Origin of the sequence: Acinetobacter sp. YH12235, from assembly GCF_013417705.1 — a bacterium.
Taxonomy (GTDB): domain Bacteria; phylum Pseudomonadota; class Gammaproteobacteria; order Pseudomonadales; family Moraxellaceae; genus Acinetobacter.
In genome coordinates, this window is sequence record NZ_VPDL01000001.1 from 60687 (window position 1) to 80773 (window position 20087).

The window sequence follows — 20087 nt, forward strand, 5'->3', positions numbered from 1 at the left end:
ACCTGTAACAGTCGGCTTATTCAGCAGTCGGTTCAGGCAGCTCAGTTTCAGTGGTTTTAGGACGATCGAGTAAACCAAAAGTCATGCGATTGGTCAGACTGCGTTTTTCTGCTTGGTCTTCAGATGATTGGCTAGACGTATCGGTCACGGTTTTGGCTTCTTTACCGAAAATACCCAAAGTCGCACGATTGAAGAAGCTGCCTTCACTACGTGCTGCACGCAGGTTCACGGTACCGTCGGCATTCACTAGACCTGGATAGTTTAGTTTCAGTACTTCGATATATTGCTGTGCTGTGGCTTTGTCACCTAGCTTGTCATAGCCGTAAGCAACGGTTGCCAGCGCTTCTGGAATCTGTGGCGTTTGTGGATAGTGTTCAATTACCCATAAACCACGTTCAACAGCAGCCAAATATGCTTTACGCTTGATATTGAAACGGGCCGCATTCATTTCGCTTTCTGCCAGTTCCTGACCGATAAACTTCATACGTTGTGCAGCGTCTACTGCATAGGGGCTTGATGGATAGCGACGAATGAAATCGACAAAATTCTGGTAAGCTACTTTCAGGTAGCTCACATCACGGTGTGACTGTTTTAGTGAGGTATAACGCAGCAGGCCATTATAGTTCTGCTCCATATTCGCTACGCCACGGACATAGTAAGCATAGTCGACATTTGGATGTTGCGGATTCAGACGGATAAAGCGTTCTGCCAGTGCCACTGCACCTTCATAATCTTTTTGCTGGAATTTGACATACAGCAGTTCCAGTTGCGCCTGCGGTGCATACTGGCTGGTTGGATAATAGGTTTCCAGTGCTTCGAGCTGTTTTGCTGCATCAGTATATTGTTTGCGATCTAGCGCGTTCTGTGCTTTTTGGATATAAACCTGTTCGCTAGATTCTGGACCTTTGTCCACGACTTCTTTTTTTGGATTACTGCTACAGCCTACCATTGCCGATGCAATGCCTAACGTCACAGCAAGCATTGTCATTTTATAATGTGGTAGCGACATAAAAATTCCTCTGTTAATACGGGCAATGAGCTACAATTGCACTATTAAACCACTTTTGTCTGAATGAGCAAATGAGTCAAGCACAATCTTCCAATTCTAATATCCCTGATACTGATTTCAATTTACTTGAAGATTCTGAGGATGCAGATAACCATACTTCAGACGCAACTGCAACACGTTTATCGTTGCAATTTCAATTGGATGAAAGTTATATCGGGCAACGTATCGACCAGATTGCGGCCATGGTCTGGAGCGATTTTTCTCGAGAAAAGCTCAAACAATGGATCAAAGACGGCAATTTATTAGTGAATGGTCAACCAGTTAAGCCGAAATTTAAAAGTGACGGTTTTGAAACACTGACTTTAAACGTTGAACTGGAGGCACAAACTCGTAGCCTACCTGAAGATATTCCACTGGATATCGTCTATGAAGATGATGACATTATTGTCATTAACAAACCAGTGGGCATGGTGGTGCATCCGGGTGCAGGCAATATGACCGGTACGCTGGTTAATGCCTTGCTGCATCATTATCCGAAATCTTCTGAACTGGCGCGTGCAGGTTTAGTGCACCGGATCGATAAAGATACTAGTGGTCTATTGGTTGTCGCTAAAAATCTGGAAGCGCAGTTTGCGCTTAGCAAGCAGCTTGAGAAAAAGACCGTCTACCGTGTGTATGACCTGATCGTATATGGCAACATCATTGCCGGCGGTACCATTGATGAACCGATTAAACGTCATCCAGTGGATCGTGTGAAAATGGCAGTCCTGCCAGGCGGTAAGGAAGCGGTGACGCACTACAATGTGAAAGAACGCTTCCAGCATTTCACCCGTATTCAGGCACGTCTGGAAACCGGTCGTACGCACCAGATTCGTGTGCACTTTAGCTACCTGGGCTATGGTCTGGTGGGTGATCAGGTCTATATGCCACGTGTGCGTATGCCAGCCGGTGCTTCGCAATTGCTGGATGACACCTTGCGTGGTTTTAAACGTCAGGCACTGCATGCAGCGACTCTAGGCCTGAAACATCCACGTACCAAAGAAGAAATGACCTTTAATGCGCCGTGGCCAGAAGACTTCGCCAATCTGGTTGAAGTGCTGCGTAGCGAAAACAAGGCCTATTAATTTTTCATTCTATTAGCAGTCATTAAAAAAAGGGAAGCGACATGCAATTTGTACAAGGTTTGCCTCAAGGCGTTTATGTGGGTCAGACCCGTGTTCATCATGAACAGGTACAGCCTTCAGCCCAGCCAGAACTGGCCGGCTTTAACCTGGCTTTGCATGTCAATGATGATGCTGCACGTGTACAGAAGCATCGCATCCAGCTGTTGAAAGACTTCCAGCCTTTTGGTGTGGACAAAATTACCTGGATGACACAGACGCATAGCACCATTTGTCATACCATCAATGAGCAGATGCCTTTCGAGGCATTGGTCGGCGATGGCCTGGTCACACAGCGCAAGGCCCATGCCTTGATGATGATGACGGCAGACTGCTTACCTGTGGTACTGGGTAATGCTGAAGGCACTGAAGTAGCCAATCTGCATGCGGGTTGGCGTGGGCTGGCAGGCGGTATCGTTGAAAATACCATTGCCGCGATGCAATCCAAGCCTACCTGGGCGTGGCTCGGTGTAGCGATCAGCCAGCCTTGTTTTGAAATTGGCTCAGAAGTAAAAGAAGCTTTCTGTTCCAAATATCCTGAACTGGACAGTGCATTTCAGGCAGGGGAACAGGCCGGAAAATACTATGCGGATCTGTATGCGATTGCGCGTTACATCTTACAGCAGCAGGGTGTTGAGACTGTTCTAGGTGGCGATCAGTGTTCATATCGTCAGGCGGATGAATATTTTTCCTATCGCCGTGAAGCCAAAACCGGACGCATGGCAACATTCGTGTTTATGGCATGAAAATGTTAAACTTGATTGAAATTCTTGGTTTTTGATTGTTATGTCCCTATCTTCCCAATCTGCTGCGATTGTTTATCACAGTCCTTATGGACACACGGCTAAAGTGGCAAACTTCATTGCCGAAGGCGCACAAAAAACTGGTGTCCAGGTGCATATGATGAATGTGGAACAGGTGGATTGGGAGGTGTTGGACGCTGCCGATGCAATTGTATTTGGCTGTCCGACCTATATGGGTAGTCTGACTTCTGCCATGAAGTTATTTATGGAGCAGTCGTCCAAGCGCTGGCTGGCACGTAGCTGGCAGGGTAAACTGGCTGCAGCCTTTACCAATGGTGGTGGACTCAGTGGCGACAAGTTGGCGGTCCTGCAGCAAATCAACTTATTTGCCATGCAGCATGGCATGTTGTGGAGTGGCTTACCATTAATGCCGACAGGACGTGCAGTGACCGATCTGAATCGGATGTCGAGCTTTCTGGGTCTCATGACCCAATCTGATAATGCGCCTGTTGAAGTGACACCACCGGAAGGGGATTTACAAACCGCGATCTGGTTTGGTGAATATATTGCCTTGACACTGGCCCGTCTGAATCTGAAAGCCTAATTCGATCCATAAAAAAAACCTCCATCAATTGGAGGTTTTTTTATTGCTGGCATTATTTATGGAAAATACGCGCTTTATCACGTTGCCAGTCACGGTCTTTTTCAGATGCACGTTTGTCGTGTAACTGTTTACCTTTTACCAACGCAATTTCCAGCTTGGCATGCGGGCCTTTCCAGTAACAGGCCAGTGGTACACAGGAATAACCTTTCTGGTTGATCGCGCCCATGAGTTTTTCAATTTCACGGCGTTTCAGCAGCAGTTTACGGGTACGCGTTGCTTCAGGGACAACATGGGTAGATGCACTCAGTAAAGGCTGAATCTGTGCGCCGAACAGGAACGCCTCACCATTTTTAAAGGTGATATAGCTCTCCACAATACTCATACGACCGGCACGCAGGGATTTTACTTCCCAGCCTTGCAAGGAAAGCCCAGCTTCAAATTTTTCTTCAATAAAATAATCGTGACGGGCACGTTTGTTCAGAGCAATCGTTCCGCCGTTATTTTTTTTAACTACAGTTGCTTTCGCCATAATCAGACACTTCCAAAGTTGTAGCTATTGTACCGTAACTTTTATTGAGTTGAAGTGTTTAAATTGATGGAGTTTCTTCACTAAAAAATGAAGATTTTGTTAAAATGGAAACTTACACAATAAACAGAGTACAAATGGATGACTAAAACTCGTGTAATTTATCCGGGAACTTTTGATCCGATCACCAATGGCCATATTGATTTGGTGACCCGCGCAGCAAAGATGTTTGATGAAGTTGTAGTTGCAATTGCAATCGGACATCACAAAAACCCGGTATTTAGTCTGGAAGAACGAGTTGAACTGGCCCAAACGTCATTAAGCCATTTGAACAATGTTGAATTTGTAGGATTTGATGGCCTGCTGGTGAACTTCTTCCGCGAGCAGAATGCTACAGCGGTATTACGTGGTTTACGTGCAGTGTCCGATTTTGAGTATGAATTCCAGCTGGCCAACATGAACCGTCAACTGGATTCTCATTTTGAAGCGGTATTTTTAACCCCTTCAGAGCAATATTCTTTTATTTCATCCACATTGGTGCGTGAAATTGCTCGTTTAAGAGGTGATGTGACCAAGTTTGTTCCGCCAAACGTGGTTGAAGCCTTCGAGCGTAAACTTCAGCAAGGTTGGTAGAGTGTCTTTATATATCACCGATGAATGTATCAATTGTGATGTCTGTGAACCTGTCTGTCCGAATGAGGCAATTTTTATGGGTGACGTCATCTATGAAATTAACCCGGACTTATGTACAGAATGCGTCGGACATCACGACAAACCACAGTGCCAGTTATTTTGTCCTGTGGACTGTATCCCGCTTGATCCGAACCATGCCGAGACCCGTGAGGAGCTTCAGGCCAAGTATGAAAAACTGACTGCTCAAAAAACATCAAGCAATTAGTCGCCAGATTTGGTACTATGCGGCTCGAAGTGAGCCAGACGATCGCTGCTGTGGAGATCTCCGTGATTGAAGCAGGGGAGGAAAGTCCGGGCTTCATAGGGCAAGGTGCCAGGTAACGCCTGGGCGGCGTGAGCCGACGGAAAGTGCAGCAGAGAGTAGACCGCCTTCATTATGGTTCTGAGCAATCGGAATCGGAGGTAAGGGTGAAAGGGTGCGGTAAGAGCGCACCGCATGGCTGGTAACAGTTCATGGCATGGTAAACCCCACCGGAAGCAAGACCAAATAGGGATCCTTTAGGCATGGCCCATGCTGGATCCGGGTAGGTCGCTTGAGCGTATGAGTGATTGTACGCCTAGAGGAATGATCGTTCTCGACAGAACCCGGCTTATCGGCTCACTTCAACAAATTTTGATCAAACAGCACAATATGGGGTTGACGTGATTTACAGAAAATCCCATAATGCGCGCACAGTTTAAGGCTATGTAGCTCAGTTGGTTAGAGCACCGCACTCATAATGCGGGGGTCACAAGTTCAAGTCTCGTCATAGCCACCATATTCTGAAAAACCCACTCCGATTGAGTGGGTTTTTTTTATAGCTAATGTTTTGTGGCTTCATTGGTTAAAAATCTAAAAAGCCTTACAATAGTTAAAATAAAACAAATAACAAGAATATGTATGATGATTAAAAATTTAATGCTATCAACTCTGATTTTCTTTATTGCTTTACCTGTTTTTGCTGCAGATTCAATTAAGTCACTTCCTTTTAAAGAAAAAAGTATTTCCAAAGCAGAAATACGATCAATTTGTCAGAAAATAAAACTTAGTTGTGATGAGAGTGGTGCAAAACTTTGGGTAGTTAAAATTGCTGAAGCTGAAAAATATTATTTAATTAATGAAAATTTACAAATGATTCAGCTTTCAAAACATCTTGGAAAGTATCAAATCGTTGATTATTGGGATCTAACCAGGTATCAACAGGTTTATGCGCTTGAAGAGGATAAGAGTGGTATAGAATTTATATATCCTGCCTTATACCCACTCTATCGGCATAGTTATGCTATTGCCTTAATTCATGGCTGGGTTTCAAATGATGCAGGTGAACAGAATGCACAGTTTATTCAATTACTTCCAAAAGGAAAGACAAAACTGGTCTTCGAGCATTTACCTTTTTACGAATACCAGAATCGACTTTCCTGCTACAAAGATATGAAAGATAAAAAGAATAATTATTGTGATGATCAGAAGGAGACCGTACTTAAGATCAGCTATAGAGATGTAGGATTGGCTTATTATGAATGGCGTTTAAGTTATTTGAATATAAACTGGCTTAAGAATAATAAAATCGACGAATATAAACAGCGGAGTTTGGCGTTAATCCCTTTTATTCAAGCGCAGTAAAGGCATGTAGCAGTGATCTAACATCATCCGTTTGCAACTGCTCACGCATTTTTAAAAACTGCTTTTCATCTAAGTCATAGAGCTTTAGAGAAAGTAGTTTCTTAATATCTTCTTCAGGGAAGCGATATTTAATAATTTTCGCAGGCACGCCACCTACAATCGCATAAGGTGGAACGTCTTTTGTGACGACAGCACCTGTTGCCACCACAGCACCTTCACCGAGCTTTACACCTTGCATAATCATGGCACGTGAGCCAATCCAACAGCCATCTCCAATGACTGTATCACCTGCAGGCACAAAACTACGTGTATCGAATGGAAACGCAGAAATCCAGTCTGTTCGGTGTAACTGGTTACCACCCATCATAATTACGCATTCTGCGCCAAAACAGACGAAATTCCCGATATAAAGCTGGTCAATCGGCTTCTCTGGTGTAGCTGGCTTATCATGCAGATAACGCACCACACAACGCTCAAAACCTTGATCCCAATAGGCTGAGTAATAACTGTAATTGCCCTTAATATGAATATTTGGATTCTTCACCGTTTTGGAGAGGAATTCGAACTCACACCAATGGTTCACAGGGGAATTAATCAACTTTTCAGCCATAACTAGGATTCAATAACAATTAATGCGTCATTATAGCGAATTGATCTTCAAGCTGGAGAACAATCCCATTCAATAACAGACCTGATTGCAGGGTTAAGTTTTACATGGTCTTAGCGGATTGAGGGATACGCGTAATGACTTTGATTTCGAAGTCAAAACCTGCCAGCCAGGTCACGCCCACAGCTGTCCAGTTCGGATAGGGCTTTTGCGTAAAAATCTGGTTTTTAACTTTCATAATGCTTTCAAATTGCTGTTCAGGATTGGTGTGAAAGGTCGTGACGTCGACAATATCATCGAAAGTACAACCAGCCGCTGCCAATGTAGCAGCCAAGTTTTCAAAAGCTCGTTCTACCTGTTTCTCAAAGTCAGGTTCAGGACTGCCATCTTCACGGCTACCAACCTGACCAGAAACAAATAATAAATCTTCTGATTTGATTGCGGCAGAATAATCATGCTGTTCATACAAAGCATGGCGATTTTGGGGAAATATTGCAGTTCTAGTCATGATAATTCTCGCTCAATTTTAATTTATACGTATTTTAGAAAGCTGTTTAAATTTTCACATACGTAACGTATGTAAACATAATTGACATACGATGCGTATGTCAATTAAAATTTTCACAATACTGATGGAAACAATATATGTCTGTACGTGAACAAAAAATGGCGGAAACCCGCAAAAAACTCATAGAAGTCGCACGTCGTGCATTTGCTGAATACGGTTATGCGGACACTTCCATGGATAAGCTCACGGCAGAAGCAGGGCTAACCCGGGGTGCGCTATACCATCATTTTGGTGATAAAAAGGGCTTATTTGCTGCCGTGGTCGATCAGATTGATTCAGAAATGGCTGAATATGCCGGGCAACATCTGGAGCAGCCTGATGATCTATGGGAGGGATTGATGCTTGAAGGGCGTACCTATATCGAACATGCTTTAAATGCTGAGTTCCAACGGATTGTGCTACGTGATGGTCCGGCAGTATTAGGGGACCCCGCACATTGGCCAAGTCAAAATAAATGCCTGCAGTCGACACGTGAATGCGTAGAACAGTTAATGGTTGAAGGTAGATTAAAACCAGTTGATGCACTTGCTGCGGCAGTCTTGCTCAATGGTGCAGCAATGAATGCAGCACTATGGGTCGCTTCTAGTGAGGATCCTGCACAGGTCTTACCTCAGGCTTTACAGGCATTTGAAGCCTTGGCATCTGGCTTCTTAAAATAAAATCGATGGGAATTTCTAGGCTCAATAAAAAACCCCTCATCTGAGGGGTCTTACAGCCTAAAATATCTAGTTAAAAATTAGATATATTCAACGCTTACAATTTCGTATTCGACTTCACCTTGTGGTGTCACGATTTTCACATCGTCGCCTTCGTTTTTACCCAGCAGGCCACGCGCGATCGGAGAGTTCACAGAGATCTTGTTGATCTTAAAGTCTGCTTCATCATCACCCACGATTTTGTAAGTTTTGCGTTCTTCAGTGTCTAGATTCTCAATAGTCACAGTGACACCAAAAACTACACGACCGTTTTGCTCCAGTTCTTTAACATCAATCACCTGGCAAGCGCCCAGTTTACCTTCGATGTCCTGAATACGGCCTTCACAGAAACCTTGCTGCTCACGCGCAGCATGATATTCCGCGTTTTCTTTTAAATCCCCATGCTCACGTGCCTCTGCAATCGCTGCAGTAATACGTGGACGATCCACAGTTTTCAGTTGGTGTAATTCTTTCTCTAAGGCAAGTTTGCCTTCGGGAGTCATAGGATAACGTTGCATAGTTGTCCCTCAGTAATAAAAATGAAAGTCTATAAATGAAAAAAAGCCCGCCACCGAGAAGGTGACGGGACTTCTCAGTAACGAATTAACCTACTGTTAAATCTTGCAAACGATATACATCCATTGGCAATTTAATTGCTAAAGCTTGGCATACAGCATCAGCACCATTCAGGGTAGTGGTATGGTATACCTTACCTTGAAGCGCAGAGCGACGGATCGAGAATGAATCCTGCTGAGCTTGTTTACCCTCAGTGGTATTGATAATGAGGTGAATTTCACCATTTTTCAAGCGGTCTACAATGTTTGGACGGCCTTCGGTTACTTTATTTACACGTTCACATTCAATACCTGCAGCTTTAATTACATCGTATGTGCCGCCAGTCGCAAGAATCTTGAAGCCAAAGTCAGCAAGCTGCTTCGCAATACCTACCGCACGTGGTTTATCAGAATCACGTACAGAGATGAATGCATGTTTCACTTCGCCTTCAGTTGGCAGACCTGGTAAACGATCGTTAGAGCCTAGAACAGCTTTGTAGAACGCTTCACCAAATGTTTTACCAACGCCCATTACTTCGCCTGTTGATTTCATTTCAGGGCCAAGGATCGGGTCAACACCAGGGAATTTGTTGAATGGGAATACTGCTTCTTTCACAGAGAAGTGAGCAGGGATAATCTCTTTGGTAAAGCCTTGAGACTCAAGAGATTGGCCAGCCATACAACGTGCAGCTACTTTTGCTAAAGATTCACCGATACATTTAGAAACGAACGGAACCGTACGAGAAGCACGAGGGTTCACTTCCAAAATGTAAACGTCATCGCCTTTCACCGCAAACTGAACGTTCATCAAGCCTACAACGCCAAGCTCTTTAGCCATAGCGATGGTTTGACGACGCATTTCGTTTTGCACGTCTTCAGACAATGAATATGGAGGAATCGAACATGCAGAGTCACCAGAGTGAATACCGGCTTGTTCAATGTGCTGCATAATACCGCCGATCACCACGTCTTTACCGTCAGATACGCAGTCCACGTCAACTTCAATCGCATCATCAAGGAAGTGATCCAGAAGAACAGGCGCTTCATTCGATGCTTGTACAGCATCACGTAAGTAGCGTTTTAATTCTTCGTCGTTATACACGATTTCCATCGCACGACCACCAAGGACGTAAGAAGGACGTACAACCAGTGGATAACCCACTTTAGCTGCTTCTGCCATACCTTCTTCAGCAGATTTTACGATGCTGTTATTAGGTTGACGAAGTTGCAGACGTTGAATCATTTGTTGGAAACGTTCACGGTCTTCTGCACGGTCAATCGCATCTGGAGATGTACCGATAATTGGCGCACCAGCTTCTTCCAAAGCACGAGCCAGTTTCAGTGGAGTCTGACCGCCGTACTGAACGATAATACCTTTCGGCTTTTCAGTACGTACGATTTCAAGAACGTCTTCAAGTGTAATCGGTTCGAAGTACAGACGATCAGACGTGTCATAGTCAGTTGAAACCGTTTCAGGGTTACAGTTCACCATGATGGTTTCATAACCGTCATCACGCATTGCCAGGGCAGCATGTACACAGCAGTAATCGAATTCGATACCTTGACCAATACGGTTAGGACCGCCACCAATCACCATGATCTTGTCACGGTTAGACGGATTAGATTCACACTCTTCATCGTAAGTTGAGTACATGTACGCTGTATCAGATTCAAACTCTGCTGCACATGTATCCACACGTTTGTAGACTGGAGTTACGCCCAGATTCCAACGGTGCTTACGGAATTGTTTTTGTGAAATACCCATCAGGTTGGCAATACGGTGGTCAGATAAACCTTTACGTTTAAATGAACGGATATTGTCAGCGTTAAGATCACCAAAACCTAAAGATTTGATTTGTTCTTCAGTTTTAACGATGTCTTCGATCTGGATCAGGAACCAGCGGTCAATATTGGTTGCCGCAAATACTTCATCAAGCGTGAAACCGTGACGGAATGCATCAGCCACATACCAGATACGTTCTGGACCTGGAACTTTAAGTTCTTGAAGAATCTTCTCGCGCGCACCTTCAGTACCCACTTCGATTTTTTCATCAAAACCAGTTGCGCCAACTTCAAGACCGCGAAGTGCTTTGTTCACAGACTCCTGGAAGTTACGGCCGATCGCCATCACTTCACCTACAGATTTCATCTGTGTAGTTAGTGTCGCATCAGCTTGCGGGAATTTTTCGAAGTTGAAACGTGGAATCTTGGTAACAACGTAGTCAATTGCTGGTTCGAACGATGCTGGAGTTGTACCGCCAGTGATGTCGTTTTTCAGCTCATCAAGGGTATAACCAACAGCCAGTTTCGCTGCGATTTTCGCAATCGGGAAACCAGTCGCTTTAGATGCCAGTGCAGATGAACGCGATACACGTGGGTTCATCTCGATGATTACCATACGACCATCTTTCGGGTTAATACCGAACTGAACGTTAGAACCACCCGTTTCAACACCGATTTCACGAAGAACTGCTAAAGATGCATTACGCATCAACTGGTATTCTTTATCAGTCAGTGTTTGTGCAGGCGCAACAGTGATCGAGTCACCGGTGTGTACGCCCATTGGGTCAAAGTTTTCGATCGCACATACAATGATACAGTTGTCGTTTTTGTCACGAACAACTTCCATCTCGTACTCTTTCCAGCCAATCAATGATTCATCGATCAATAATTGGTGAGTAGGAGAGAGGTCGAAACCGCGTTCACAGATTTCCAGGAATTCTTCACGGTTGTAAGCAATACCACCGCCTGAACCACCCATCGTAAATGATGGACGGATAATCACAGGGAAACCGAAGCGCGCTTGAATCTCAAGTGCTTCTTCCATTGATTCAGCAATAGCCGCTTTTGGACATTCCAGACCAATTTTACGCATTGCTTCGTCAAACAGTTTACGGTCTTCTGCTTTTTCGATAGCTTCTTTGGTCGCGCCGATCAGTTCAACGTTGTATTTTTCAAGAATACCGTTGGCATCCAGTGCAAGGGCACAGTTCAGTGCAGTCTGGCCACCCATCGTCGGAAGCACAGCATCTGGACGTTCTTTTTCAATGATTGCTGCAACAGTCTGCCAGGTAATCGGTTCGATATACGTTGCATCTGCCATTGCAGGGTCGGTCATAATGGTCGCTGGGTTAGAGTTCACCAGAATAACGCGGTAGCCTTCTTCACGAAGCGCTTTACATGCTTGAGCACCTGAGTAGTCAAACTCACATGCTTGACCGATGACGATCGGACCAGCACCAATGATCAAGATGCTTTTAATGTCAGTACGTTTAGCCATGATGCTTCCTTAATTACTTCTTAGATGCTTCGATAAGTTCGATGAAATGATCGAACAATGGTGCGCAGTCATGTGGACCAGGGCTTGCTTCAGGGTGACCCTGGAAGCTGAACGCAGGTTTGTCTGTACGATGGATACCTTGGTTTGTACCATCAAACAGTGAGCGATGAGTCACACGCAATACCGCAGGCAGGGTGCTTTCATCCACTGCGAAGCCGTGGTTTTGAGAAGTAATCATCACTGTACCAGTTTCGATGTTCTGTACAGGATGGTTAGCGCCATGGTGACCGTGCGGCATTTTTACCGTTTTAGCACCCGATGCAAGAGCAAGAATCTGGTGACCTAAGCAGATACCAAATACTGGAATTTCAGTTGTTTCAACAATTGTTTTTACAGCTTCAATTGCGTAGTCACATGCAGCTGGATCGCCAGGACCATTTGACAGGAATACGCCATCTGGATTTAACGCAAGTACTTTTTCAGCAGGAGTTTGTGCAGGCACCACAGTTAATTTACAGCCGCGGTCTGCGAGCATACGCAAGATGTTGGTTTTGACACCGTAGTCGTATGCAACCACATGGAATTTAAGTTCAGGTTGAGTAAAGCCTTTGCCAAGTGCCCATGAGCCTTCAGTCCATTCGAAACCGGTCGGATCACAGCATTCTTTCGCAAGGTCTAAACCACTTAAACCACCGAATGCACGTGCTTTTTCGACTGCTTCTTCTTCAGTGATGTTTTCACCCGCAAGGATACAACCGTTTTGTGCACCTTTATCACGCAAAATTCGAGTTAATCGTCGCGTGTCGATGTCAGCAATGGCAACTACATTGTGCTGTTTTAAATAATCACCGAGTGATTGATTCGCACGGAAGTTACTATGTAGTAAAGGAAGGTCACGGATAATTAAACCGTTTGCCCATACTTTATGAATACGACCTGATTCAGCGTCTTCTTCGTTGCAACCTGTGTTACCGATATGTGGGTAAGTTAGCGTTACAAGCTGCTGTGCATAACTAGGATCAGTCAAAATTTCTTGATAGCCAGTCATGGCAGTGTTGAAAACGACTTCACCAGTCGTACAACCCGATGCGCCAATTGAAGTACCTTTAAAGATAGTTCCGTCGGCAAGGGCTAAAATTGCTGGGGTGCTCAAACCAAAGCTCCTGAAATTTAGGCTGTAAAAAAGCGAGTAGACGAAAAAAAAGGAAGGTTAATTTTTAAACCTACCCTCCTATGTCTGCTCGCTTGAACTTAACACGGCATTATACGCAGAACCACCCTCCAAGTCCAATAGCTTTACAGCAAAAGTATGAGATAAATGGCTTGCTTTTTGCTTGAAAGTCTGTTTTACGAACAACGTAAAAAAATGTAAGCAATTAAGAATTGTCTAACAAATCAAATCTTAATTTTTATCAAAACTACTAATATGGATGAGTCGTAATATAACTATAGGAATAAGACACATGACTACAGCAGCGAAATCTTCCCAATCCAAGAAAAAGATCAATACCGTGGTTTCAGAAACGACTGAACAGCTTGAAAAAGTAGCAGCTGAAGCCAAAGAACAGGTGGTGGAAACCATCGAAGAAAGCAAAGAGAAACTTGAAGTCGAAGCGAAACAGCTGGGTGATACTGTGCAGGAGCAGTTACGTCAGTTGAAACAGGATCTGTTGCAACGGATCGATACTTTGAAAGAGCAGTTATTTGGTTCGCAAAAAGAACTGACTGAATTAACCAGCTTTATCAAAACCGAATTTACTGCAGTCATTGAAGACTTATCCAATATGGGTAAGGAACTGAAAGAAGATGTCAGCCAGATCTCGACCAAACATAAAGAGCATCTGACTGGTACATTCAAGCGCTCAAAAGATAGTACCATTGAAGTTCTAAAAAAGGTCAAACCCATGGTAAAAGCTGAAAGTTCAGAAAAAAGCCCTGAGCTGAAGAGTTAAGGGAAGACGCTGACTTAAATTGCATGAAAGGAGAACTGGATACGTTCTCCTTTGTCTTTTTGAGGCAAAACGGACTCACAATAATAATGAAAGGGGGTCACGATGCAGCAGCATTATTTTGTAGGTGTACTTTGTTTACTGACGCTGATTATGATGCTTAATCTGGAAAGTTGGTTGATGCGTGCACTTTATCTCGGTGTGATGATGTTATGTCTGGGATTCTTTGGACTAACTTTTGGAACGATTATCCTGATCATCTTCACGTTAACTGTAATTTTTTATGCCGCGGTAAAATCAGTGCAGGACAATTACCGCTTACATCACTAAAATGTCGAAAACAATTAAAATGAACTCTTAGTCTATCAGCTTAAATATCGTTTAAATTATTATTAAAGTAGCCAGCCCTAAGTGTTGAGAGCAGGCTAATTATTTCAATTTAATATTGACCTGAATCTACGTAGAGAAAATACAGAAAAATATTTTCTTCAAGCTATAACAGCGAACTTTGAGCGGATGAGCCGGAAAAGCCCATAAAAAAACGTGAGACTTTAATGCTCACGTTTTTTAATATCTTTGTTATCCAGCAAATGCTTTTAATCTGCATTAAAAGACATGCAGCCAATCCCGTTTATTGTGGAAGTCTGCTTCTGGGCTGCTGTGCTGCATCGCAAAGTATTGATCACCTTGTGAGGTTTTTAATACTGCTGTCAGACCAATAAACAGGTCTGCCCATTTAAGTTTATGCTCAACCATAAACTCGGTCAGATCCAGACTGACATTCAGACCATAATGGGTACGTTTAAGCTGATTCAGTTCGATATCGTATGCAGCAGGTGGCGGCATATCTTCCGGATAGCGATATTCCTCAAACTGATAGGCTTGCCAAGCCTGAGAAGGAGAGAGATTGATTTCACGATAATAATCTTCACCCTGAACCCCGATAAAGATTTCAAAGCAGGTCTGTTCCCACAAAAAATTACGACGGGGATGTGCAGTAACCATTTCTGGCCACAGCACGTACTGGTTGGGATCGCGCAACCAAAATCCGACATTCAAGCTGTATGGATTTTGCTGTTCGATGGCACCGACCAATGAGATTGCCTGAAAACGGCGATCAAATGCGCTGAGTTCGTAACTGGCCATAAATCCTGTACTTAGTTAGAAAGATGGGCAAAACGGACAAGATTGGATAACTTCTGGTTTTGCTTTGGTGCTTTCTTGTAAAGCAGCGCAATTTTACCAATAGTTTGTACCACTTCAGCACCTGTAGTTTCTGAAAGTTCAGCAATGAGTGCTGCACGTGCTTCACGGTCTTCAGCCACCACTTTTACTTTAATGAGTTCGTGATCATTAAGGGCACGATTTAGCTCTTCAACTACAGATTCAGTTAAGCCTTTGTCACCAAGCATTACAACCGGGTTTAATGCATGTCCAATTTGACGTAAACGCTTACGTTCCTGAATAGATAAAGACGCCATGAGAGATAACCTGATTTTTAAAACGGCTTAGTATAGCAAAAGCGAAAAATAAACGCTGTAAATTCTCAGGAAATAATCACTTGTAAATAATCGCAAATTACACCGGAATACTCAGATTTAGATACACATGTATACTGCAAAAAATGTGTTTTTCCCGTACAATGAATCATTAGAAGTTTTTTTTATTTAGAGAGTTATGGCAACACGCATTACCAACCAAAAGTTATCTAAAAGTAGTCGTGCGTGGATGAGAGAGCATCTTGATGACTTTTATGTGAAAAAAGCACAAAAAGAAGGTTATCGTGCCCGTGCTGCGTACAAGTTGCTAGAAATTCAGGAAAAATACGGCATTATCAAACCCGGCATGACGGTAGTGGACTTGGGTGCTGCCCCAGGAAGCTGGTCCCAGATTGCCGGAAAACTGGTCGGTGATAAAGGTCTGGTGATTGCATCAGACATCTTAGAAATGGATGCGCTACCTGATGTGACTTTCTTGCAGGGCGATTTCCGTGAACAAGAAGTATTCGATAAATTGTTAAATATTTTAAACGGACGCACAGTAGACGTTGTAATTTCAGATATGGCCCCCAATACATCAGGTAATAGAGCTGTAGATCAACCTCGTCAGATTTATTTATGTGAACTTGCTCTGGATTTTGCCAACAAGGTACTCGGTCCCAAAGGACAGTTTGTAGTGAAAGTATTCCAGGGTTCAGGTTTTGATGAATTTCGTAAAGAAGTCGTCAACAGTTTTGATGTATTGAAGACGATTAAACCTGCTGCATCACGTGCCCGTTCGAAAGAAGTGTTTCTGGTCGGACAGGGACGCAAGAAGGCTTTGAAATAAAGTTTACTTGCCAACACGTTAAAAATTGTGCATTTTGTAGGTTTTTACATTATTGCAAATTGATTTGCAGCTTATTGATTAAGGTCACCCTTCGAGGGCATGATCAAATTAGATTGGAATGGGAAATAAAGCTTTGAGCGATCTTTTTAAGAATGCCGTATTGTGGCTCGTGATACTGGGTGTGCTGGTGTTAATCTTCAGCAACGTCAGTGACCGCAATCAACCGACTACAATGAACTATTCGGAGTTTGTTGCCGCGGTCAATGCTGGCCAAATTAAACAAGTTACAATTGATGGCGAAAGAATTCGCGGTGAAAAATCAAACGGTTCAGAGTTTGAAAGCATTCGCCCGGCAGTTCAAGACCCAGAACTGATGCCAAGCCTGATTAAAAATAATGTGGTCGTTGAAGGTGAAGCGCCTCAACGTCAAGGCTTGCTCATGCAATTGCTGATTGCAAGTTTCCCTGTACTTCTAATCATTTTGTTATTCATGTTCTTTATGCGCAACATGGGTGGTGGTGCAGGCGGCAAGAATGGCCCAATGAGCTTTGGTAAATCTAAAGCGAAAATGCTATCTGAAGACCAGATCAAAGTAACATTTACTGATGTGGCGGGTTGTGATGAAGCAAAACAGGAAGTAGTCGAAATTGTTGACTTCCTGAAAGATCCTGCAAAATTCAAACGCTTGGGTGCGACTATTCCTAAAGGCGTCCTGATGGTGGGTCCTCCAGGTACAGGTAAAACCTTGCTGGCTAAAGCCATTGCAGGTGAAGCAAAAGTTCCATTCTTTAGTATCTCAGGTTCTGACTTCGTTGAAATGTTTGTCGGTGTCGGTGCATCACGTGTACGTGACATGTTCGAACAGGCAAAACGTCATGCGCCATGTATCATCTTCATTGATGAGATTGATGCAGTCGGTCGTCATCGTGGTTCAGGTACAGGTGGCGGTCATGATGAACGTGAACAGACTCTGAACCAGATGCTGGTAGAAATGGATGGTTTCGAAGGCAATGAAGGCATTATTGTCATCGCTGCAACTAACCGTGCTGATGTACTGGATAAAGCCTTACTTCGTCCAGGTCGTTTCGACCGTCAAGTCATGGTAGGTCTACCAGATATTAAAGGTCGTGAGCAAATCCTGAATGTACACTTGAAGAAACTTCCTTCTACTACTGGTGTAGATGTCAAAGTTCTTGCTCGTGGTACGCCAGGCTTCTCAGGTGCACAGTTGGCCAATCTTGTAAACGAAGCGGCATTATTTGCTGCACGCCGTAACAAGAACACAGTCGACATGCATGACTTTGAAGATGCGAAAGACAAACTGTACATGGGTCCTGAACGTAAATCGATGGTACTTCGTGAAGAAGAACGTCGTGCTACGGCTTACCATGAAGCAGGTCATGCGATTGTTGCAGAAATGCTTCCAGGTACAGACCCTGTGCATAAAGTCACCATCATGCCGCGTGGCTGGGCATTAGGTGTCACCTGGCAGTTGCCTGAATTTGACCAGACTAGCCATTATAAAGACAAAATGTTGAATGAACTTTCAATCCTGTTCGGTGGTCGTATCGCAGAGGAAGTCTTCATTAACCAGATGTCGACTGGTGCTTCGAATGACTTTGAACGTGCAACTAAAATGGCACGTGCAATGGTGACCAAATATGGTATGTCAGACAAGTTAGGTGTCATGGTCTACGAAGATGACTCTCAACAGTCTTTCATGGGTAGCATTGGTACCCGTACGATTTCTGAGGCCACCCAACAACAGGTAGATGCGGAAGTTCGTCGCATTATTGATGAGCAATACAAGGTTGCGCGCGATATCCTTGAAAACAACAAAGATATTGCCCATGCCATGGTGAAAGCGCTACTTGAATGGGAAACAATTGATCGTGAACAGATTCGTGACATTATGGAAGGTCGTGAGCCAAAACCACCTAAAGTTTATGTTTCAGACAATCCAGTGATTGATGTAACACCGACTGATGGTCCAATGACTCCTCCGCCATTACCAGCGAACTAAGTTAAAAATTAAAACCACCTTCGGGTGGTTTTTTTATGGCCATTGTTTTGTCATATCTAGTTGAATGCTATAGTCAATTCATAAAAATCACTGAGTAAAAATAAGAATGACTTTACCTGTTCTGGAATCTAGTATTTATCAGCTACGTTTGGAGCCACTGAGCTGGGAACATTTTGCAGACTTAGAAAATGCATGTGCCGAAGGGGACTTGGGGGAAGTGTTATATAATTCGGTACCTTACCTACATAAACTTAAACACTACTTTACCCAAGCTTTTGAACAGCAGTCCAAAGGTGAAAGAATGGCTTTTGCTGTGATTGATCTGAATTCGGGTCGCGCTATTGGTACTACCAGTTATCATGATATCAAGCCGGAAATTCCACGTGTTGAAATTGGCTTTACCTGGTATGCCAAACCTTATCAACGAACCTATGTAAACCGGGTCTGTAAATATCTTTTGCTGCAGCATGCATTTGAAGAGCTGAATGCTCAAGTGGTAGGCTTTCGGACTGATCATCTGAATCTTAAAAGTCAAAAAGCTATTGAAGCTCTGGGTGCCAAACAGGATGGCATCATTAGATGTCATATGCTGCGTAAAGATGGCATGACACTCAGAGATAGTTATATCTATAGTATTTTAAAAAGCGAATGGGTTGATGTAAAAGCGTTACTGCAATCCAAGCTGATGCAATATTCCAATAAGAACTATTTTGAAATCTAGCTATTGAATAGATTGAGCTTTGCTTTATTGATCTTTCCATAAGACAATACCGGGGTTATTGTGAACTAGGATTGAACCATGCAGCTGAAGCCACTACGACCACAGATCTGGACTTTCGGTCATTTGAAACTGGATTTGTCTCAGCCGCATGTGATGGGAATTTTAAATGTGACTCCGGATTCCTTTAGCGATGGGGGGCTGCACAATCAGAAAGATCAGGCAGTAGTAAAAGCCCTGGAAATGATTGCTGATGGTGCCACCGTAATTGATGTGGGTGGTGAATCTACACGTCCAGGTGCATCAGTCGTGGAAGTTGAAGAAGAAATCCGTCGTGTTGTGCCTGTAGTTGAAGAACTGGCCAAGCATGATGTGATCATCTCGATTGATACTTCACAGCCAGAAGTGATTAAAGCAGCCGTGAAAGCGGGTGCACATATCTGGAATGATGTACGCGCGCTCACTCGTCCACAAGCGTTAGAGACGGCAGCAGAACTGAATATTCCGGTGATCATCATGCATATGCGTGGTGAGCCGACTACGATGAATAATCTGGATCAGTATGATGATGTGACTCAGGATGTGATTCGGGAACTGTCACAACGGGTTCAAGATGCTCTAGATGTGGGTGTTAAAGCTGAACATATCATGATTGATCCTGGTTTTGGATTTGCAAAAAATGCCCAGCAAAATTTAAAGCTGTTGCAAGAGTTTTATAAATTGACAGAAATGGGCTATCCGATTTTGTCTGCTTTATCCCGCAAACGTTTTATTGGTGCTGCACTAGATGGTGCAGAACCACAAGCACGTGCAGTAGGCTCGGCTGCGGCACATTTGCTGAGCATTCAGCAAGGTGCCTGTATGGTTCGTGCACATGATGTCAAGGTAACAGCAGACGCCATCAAAATCTGGAAAGCTATGCAAAATGCCTAAATCTGGGCTGAAAGACATATAGGAGCACAAGCTGTTTGGCTTTTAAACAGCAATGTGCTATACAGGCACGCTTAAGTTAGATTGTCATCTTTTA

The 20087-nt window shown here is 43.7% G+C and carries 22 protein-coding genes, 1 tRNA gene and 1 other RNA gene; 15 read left to right on the plus strand and 9 right to left on the minus strand.

Going from position 1 to position 20087, the window contains the following annotated elements:
- Window positions 1–16: 16 nt before the first annotated feature.
- Window positions 17–1009 (minus strand): outer membrane protein assembly factor BamD, encoded by a 993-nt coding sequence (locus FTV13_RS00335; protein WP_166137837.1) that lies wholly within the window; start codon window positions 1007–1009, stop codon window positions 17–19.
- A 71-nt stretch (window positions 1010–1080) separates the two neighbouring features.
- Here FTV13_RS00335 and rluD point away from each other — a divergent pair, with 71 nt between their 5' ends.
- From rluD to FTV13_RS00350, 3 genes are read left to right on the plus strand one after another with little or no spacing between them, the layout of a single operon-like run.
- Complete coding sequence (gene rluD / locus FTV13_RS00340) at window positions 1081–2133, plus strand: 23S rRNA pseudouridine(1911/1915/1917) synthase RluD (protein ID WP_004784827.1); 1053 nt, start codon at window positions 1081–1083, stop codon at window positions 2131–2133.
- Window positions 2134–2174: 41 nt separating this feature from the next.
- On the plus strand, window positions 2175–2915 hold the full coding sequence (gene pgeF, locus FTV13_RS00345) for a peptidoglycan editing factor PgeF (RefSeq protein WP_180010598.1): 741 nt from the start codon (window positions 2175–2177) through the stop codon (window positions 2913–2915).
- Between the two features lie 40 nt (window positions 2916–2955).
- Entirely contained in the window at window positions 2956–3516 is a 561-nt protein-coding gene (locus FTV13_RS00350; protein WP_180010600.1) for a flavodoxin family protein, read from the plus strand.
- A 52-nt stretch (window positions 3517–3568) separates the two neighbouring features.
- Here FTV13_RS00350 and smpB read toward each other — a convergent pair whose 3' ends face one another.
- On the minus strand, window positions 3569–4045 hold the full coding sequence (gene smpB / locus FTV13_RS00355; protein ID WP_004784822.1) for an SsrA-binding protein SmpB: 477 nt from the start codon (window positions 4043–4045) through the stop codon (window positions 3569–3571).
- Between the two features lie 138 nt (window positions 4046–4183).
- Here smpB and coaD point away from each other — a divergent pair, with 138 nt between their 5' ends.
- The 5 genes from coaD (at window position 4184) to FTV13_RS00380 (ending at window position 6338) form a co-directional block, all read left to right on the plus strand.
- Window positions 4184–4675, plus strand: a complete 492-nt coding sequence (coaD, locus tag FTV13_RS00360; protein WP_004784820.1) for a pantetheine-phosphate adenylyltransferase — start codon at window positions 4184–4186, stop codon at window positions 4673–4675.
- Window position 4676: 1 nt separating this feature from the next.
- Entirely contained in the window at window positions 4677–4940 is a 264-nt protein-coding gene (locus tag FTV13_RS00365; RefSeq protein ID WP_034581081.1) for a YfhL family 4Fe-4S dicluster ferredoxin, read from the plus strand.
- A 26-nt stretch (window positions 4941–4966) separates the two neighbouring features.
- Window positions 4967–5344, plus strand: an RNA gene (gene rnpB / locus FTV13_RS00370) — RNase P RNA component class A.
- A gap of 72 nt (window positions 5345–5416) precedes the next feature.
- A tRNA-Met gene (locus tag FTV13_RS00375) sits at window positions 5417–5493 on the plus strand.
- Window positions 5494–5615: 122 nt separating this feature from the next.
- Window positions 5616–6338, plus strand: coding sequence for a hypothetical protein (locus FTV13_RS00380; protein WP_166137866.1), 723 nt, complete (start codon window positions 5616–5618; stop codon window positions 6336–6338).
- Here the strand turns inward: FTV13_RS00380 and FTV13_RS00385 are convergent.
- Both FTV13_RS00385 and FTV13_RS00390 read right to left on the minus strand, forming a co-directional pair.
- Window positions 6322–6948, minus strand: coding sequence for a CatB-related O-acetyltransferase (locus FTV13_RS00385; RefSeq protein WP_166137831.1), 627 nt, complete (start codon window positions 6946–6948; stop codon window positions 6322–6324). The two genes, FTV13_RS00380 and FTV13_RS00385, sit on opposite strands and share 17 nt — an antisense overlap.
- A 100-nt stretch (window positions 6949–7048) precedes the next feature.
- A complete protein-coding gene (locus FTV13_RS00390; RefSeq protein ID WP_166137828.1) occupies window positions 7049–7453 on the minus strand; it encodes a RidA family protein in 405 nt (134 codons plus the stop codon).
- 137 nt (window positions 7454–7590) lie between these two features.
- Between FTV13_RS00390 and FTV13_RS00395 the strand changes: the two genes are divergently transcribed.
- The gene (locus tag FTV13_RS00395; RefSeq protein WP_180010602.1) at window positions 7591–8172 is read left to right on the plus strand and encodes a TetR/AcrR family transcriptional regulator; all 582 of its coding nucleotides are present in this window, start codon (window positions 7591–7593) and stop codon (window positions 8170–8172) included.
- A gap of 77 nt (window positions 8173–8249) precedes the next feature.
- On the opposite strand, the gene greA is transcribed toward FTV13_RS00395, so the two are convergent.
- From greA to carA, 3 genes are all read right to left on the minus strand, one after another.
- Window positions 8250–8726: a transcription elongation factor GreA gene (gene greA / locus FTV13_RS00400; RefSeq protein ID WP_005236827.1), complete on the minus strand. Its 477-nt coding sequence runs from the start codon at window positions 8724–8726 to the stop codon at window positions 8250–8252.
- 85 nt (window positions 8727–8811) lie between these two features.
- Entirely contained in the window at window positions 8812–12042 is a 3231-nt protein-coding gene (gene carB, locus FTV13_RS00405) for a carbamoyl-phosphate synthase large subunit (RefSeq protein ID WP_159123473.1), read from the minus strand.
- 13 nt (window positions 12043–12055) lie between these two features.
- On the minus strand, window positions 12056–13195 hold the full coding sequence (gene carA, locus FTV13_RS00410; RefSeq protein ID WP_005236823.1) for a glutamine-hydrolyzing carbamoyl-phosphate synthase small subunit: 1140 nt from the start codon (window positions 13193–13195) through the stop codon (window positions 12056–12058).
- A 310-nt stretch (window positions 13196–13505) separates the two neighbouring features.
- On the opposite strand from carA, the gene FTV13_RS00415 reads away from it, so the two are divergent.
- Window positions 13506–13994 carry a hypothetical protein gene (locus FTV13_RS00415; RefSeq protein WP_004784804.1) on the plus strand — a complete coding sequence of 163 codons (489 nt, stop codon included), beginning with the start codon at window positions 13506–13508 and terminating at the stop codon, window positions 13992–13994.
- 102 nt (window positions 13995–14096) lie between these two features.
- On the plus strand, window positions 14097–14321 hold the full coding sequence (locus FTV13_RS00420) for a hypothetical protein (protein ID WP_159123475.1): 225 nt from the start codon (window positions 14097–14099) through the stop codon (window positions 14319–14321).
- Window positions 14322–14597: 276 nt separating this feature from the next.
- Here FTV13_RS00420 and FTV13_RS00425 read toward each other — a convergent pair whose 3' ends face one another.
- Together FTV13_RS00425 and yhbY are read right to left on the minus strand one after the other, a co-directional pair.
- Window positions 14598–15137 carry a DOMON-like domain-containing protein gene (locus FTV13_RS00425; RefSeq protein WP_180010604.1) on the minus strand — a complete coding sequence of 180 codons (540 nt, stop codon included), beginning with the start codon at window positions 15135–15137 and terminating at the stop codon, window positions 14598–14600.
- An 11-nt stretch (window positions 15138–15148) separates the two neighbouring features.
- A complete protein-coding gene (gene yhbY / locus FTV13_RS00430; RefSeq protein ID WP_004784797.1) occupies window positions 15149–15472 on the minus strand; it encodes a ribosome assembly RNA-binding protein YhbY in 324 nt (107 codons plus the stop codon).
- A 196-nt stretch (window positions 15473–15668) separates the two neighbouring features.
- Here yhbY and rlmE point away from each other — a divergent pair, with 196 nt between their 5' ends.
- From rlmE to folP, 4 genes are all read left to right on the plus strand, one after another.
- Window positions 15669–16319 carry a 23S rRNA (uridine(2552)-2'-O)-methyltransferase RlmE gene (rlmE, locus tag FTV13_RS00435; RefSeq protein WP_004784794.1) on the plus strand — a complete coding sequence of 217 codons (651 nt, stop codon included), beginning with the start codon at window positions 15669–15671 and terminating at the stop codon, window positions 16317–16319.
- A 133-nt stretch (window positions 16320–16452) separates the two neighbouring features.
- Complete coding sequence (gene ftsH, locus FTV13_RS00440) at window positions 16453–18342, plus strand: ATP-dependent zinc metalloprotease FtsH (RefSeq protein WP_034170205.1); 1890 nt, start codon at window positions 16453–16455, stop codon at window positions 18340–18342.
- Between the two features lie 106 nt (window positions 18343–18448).
- Window positions 18449–19063, plus strand: coding sequence for a GNAT family N-acetyltransferase (locus FTV13_RS00445; protein ID WP_180010606.1), 615 nt, complete (start codon window positions 18449–18451; stop codon window positions 19061–19063).
- Window positions 19064–19141: 78 nt separating this feature from the next.
- The gene (folP, locus tag FTV13_RS00450) at window positions 19142–19993 is read left to right on the plus strand and encodes a dihydropteroate synthase (RefSeq protein ID WP_180010608.1); all 852 of its coding nucleotides are present in this window, start codon (window positions 19142–19144) and stop codon (window positions 19991–19993) included.
- Window positions 19994–20087 lie beyond the last annotated feature (94 nt).

Excerpts from the sequence above, each read along its gene's own strand:
- greA (WP_005236827.1), bottom strand. The coding sequence starts at position 8,726 with ATGCAACGTTATCCTATGACTCCCGAAGGCAAACTTGCCTTAGAGAAA.
- folP (WP_180010608.1), top strand. The coding sequence starts at position 19,142 with ATGCAGCTGAAGCCACTACGACCACAGATCTGGACTTTCGGTCATTTG.
- carB (WP_159123473.1), bottom strand. The coding sequence starts at position 12,042 with ATGGCTAAACGTACTGACATTAAAAGCATCTTGATCATTGGTGCTGGT.
- yhbY (WP_004784797.1), bottom strand. The coding sequence starts at position 15,472 with ATGGCGTCTTTATCTATTCAGGAACGTAAGCGTTTACGTCAAATTGGA.
- FTV13_RS00415 (WP_004784804.1), top strand. The coding sequence starts at position 13,506 with ATGACTACAGCAGCGAAATCTTCCCAATCCAAGAAAAAGATCAATACC.
- FTV13_RS00350 (WP_180010600.1), top strand. The coding sequence starts at position 2,956 with ATGTCCCTATCTTCCCAATCTGCTGCGATTGTTTATCACAGTCCTTAT.
- pgeF (WP_180010598.1), top strand. The coding sequence starts at position 2,175 with ATGCAATTTGTACAAGGTTTGCCTCAAGGCGTTTATGTGGGTCAGACC.
- FTV13_RS00385 (WP_166137831.1), bottom strand. The coding sequence starts at position 6,948 with ATGGCTGAAAAGTTGATTAATTCCCCTGTGAACCATTGGTGTGAGTTC.
- rluD (WP_004784827.1), top strand. The coding sequence starts at position 1,081 with ATGAGTCAAGCACAATCTTCCAATTCTAATATCCCTGATACTGATTTC.
- FTV13_RS00335 (WP_166137837.1), bottom strand. The coding sequence starts at position 1,009 with ATGTCGCTACCACATTATAAAATGACAATGCTTGCTGTGACGTTAGGC.
- smpB (WP_004784822.1), bottom strand. The coding sequence starts at position 4,045 with ATGGCGAAAGCAACTGTAGTTAAAAAAAATAACGGCGGAACGATTGCT.
- FTV13_RS00380 (WP_166137866.1), top strand. The coding sequence starts at position 5,616 with ATGATGATTAAAAATTTAATGCTATCAACTCTGATTTTCTTTATTGCT.
- FTV13_RS00425 (WP_180010604.1), bottom strand. The coding sequence starts at position 15,137 with ATGGCCAGTTACGAACTCAGCGCATTTGATCGCCGTTTTCAGGCAATC.
- rlmE (WP_004784794.1), top strand. The coding sequence starts at position 15,669 with ATGGCAACACGCATTACCAACCAAAAGTTATCTAAAAGTAGTCGTGCG.
- FTV13_RS00445 (WP_180010606.1), top strand. The coding sequence starts at position 18,449 with ATGACTTTACCTGTTCTGGAATCTAGTATTTATCAGCTACGTTTGGAG.
- coaD (WP_004784820.1), top strand. The coding sequence starts at position 4,184 with ATGACTAAAACTCGTGTAATTTATCCGGGAACTTTTGATCCGATCACC.
- FTV13_RS00390 (WP_166137828.1), bottom strand. The coding sequence starts at position 7,453 with ATGACTAGAACTGCAATATTTCCCCAAAATCGCCATGCTTTGTATGAA.
- FTV13_RS00420 (WP_159123475.1), top strand. The coding sequence starts at position 14,097 with ATGCAGCAGCATTATTTTGTAGGTGTACTTTGTTTACTGACGCTGATT.
- FTV13_RS00395 (WP_180010602.1), top strand. The coding sequence starts at position 7,591 with ATGTCTGTACGTGAACAAAAAATGGCGGAAACCCGCAAAAAACTCATA.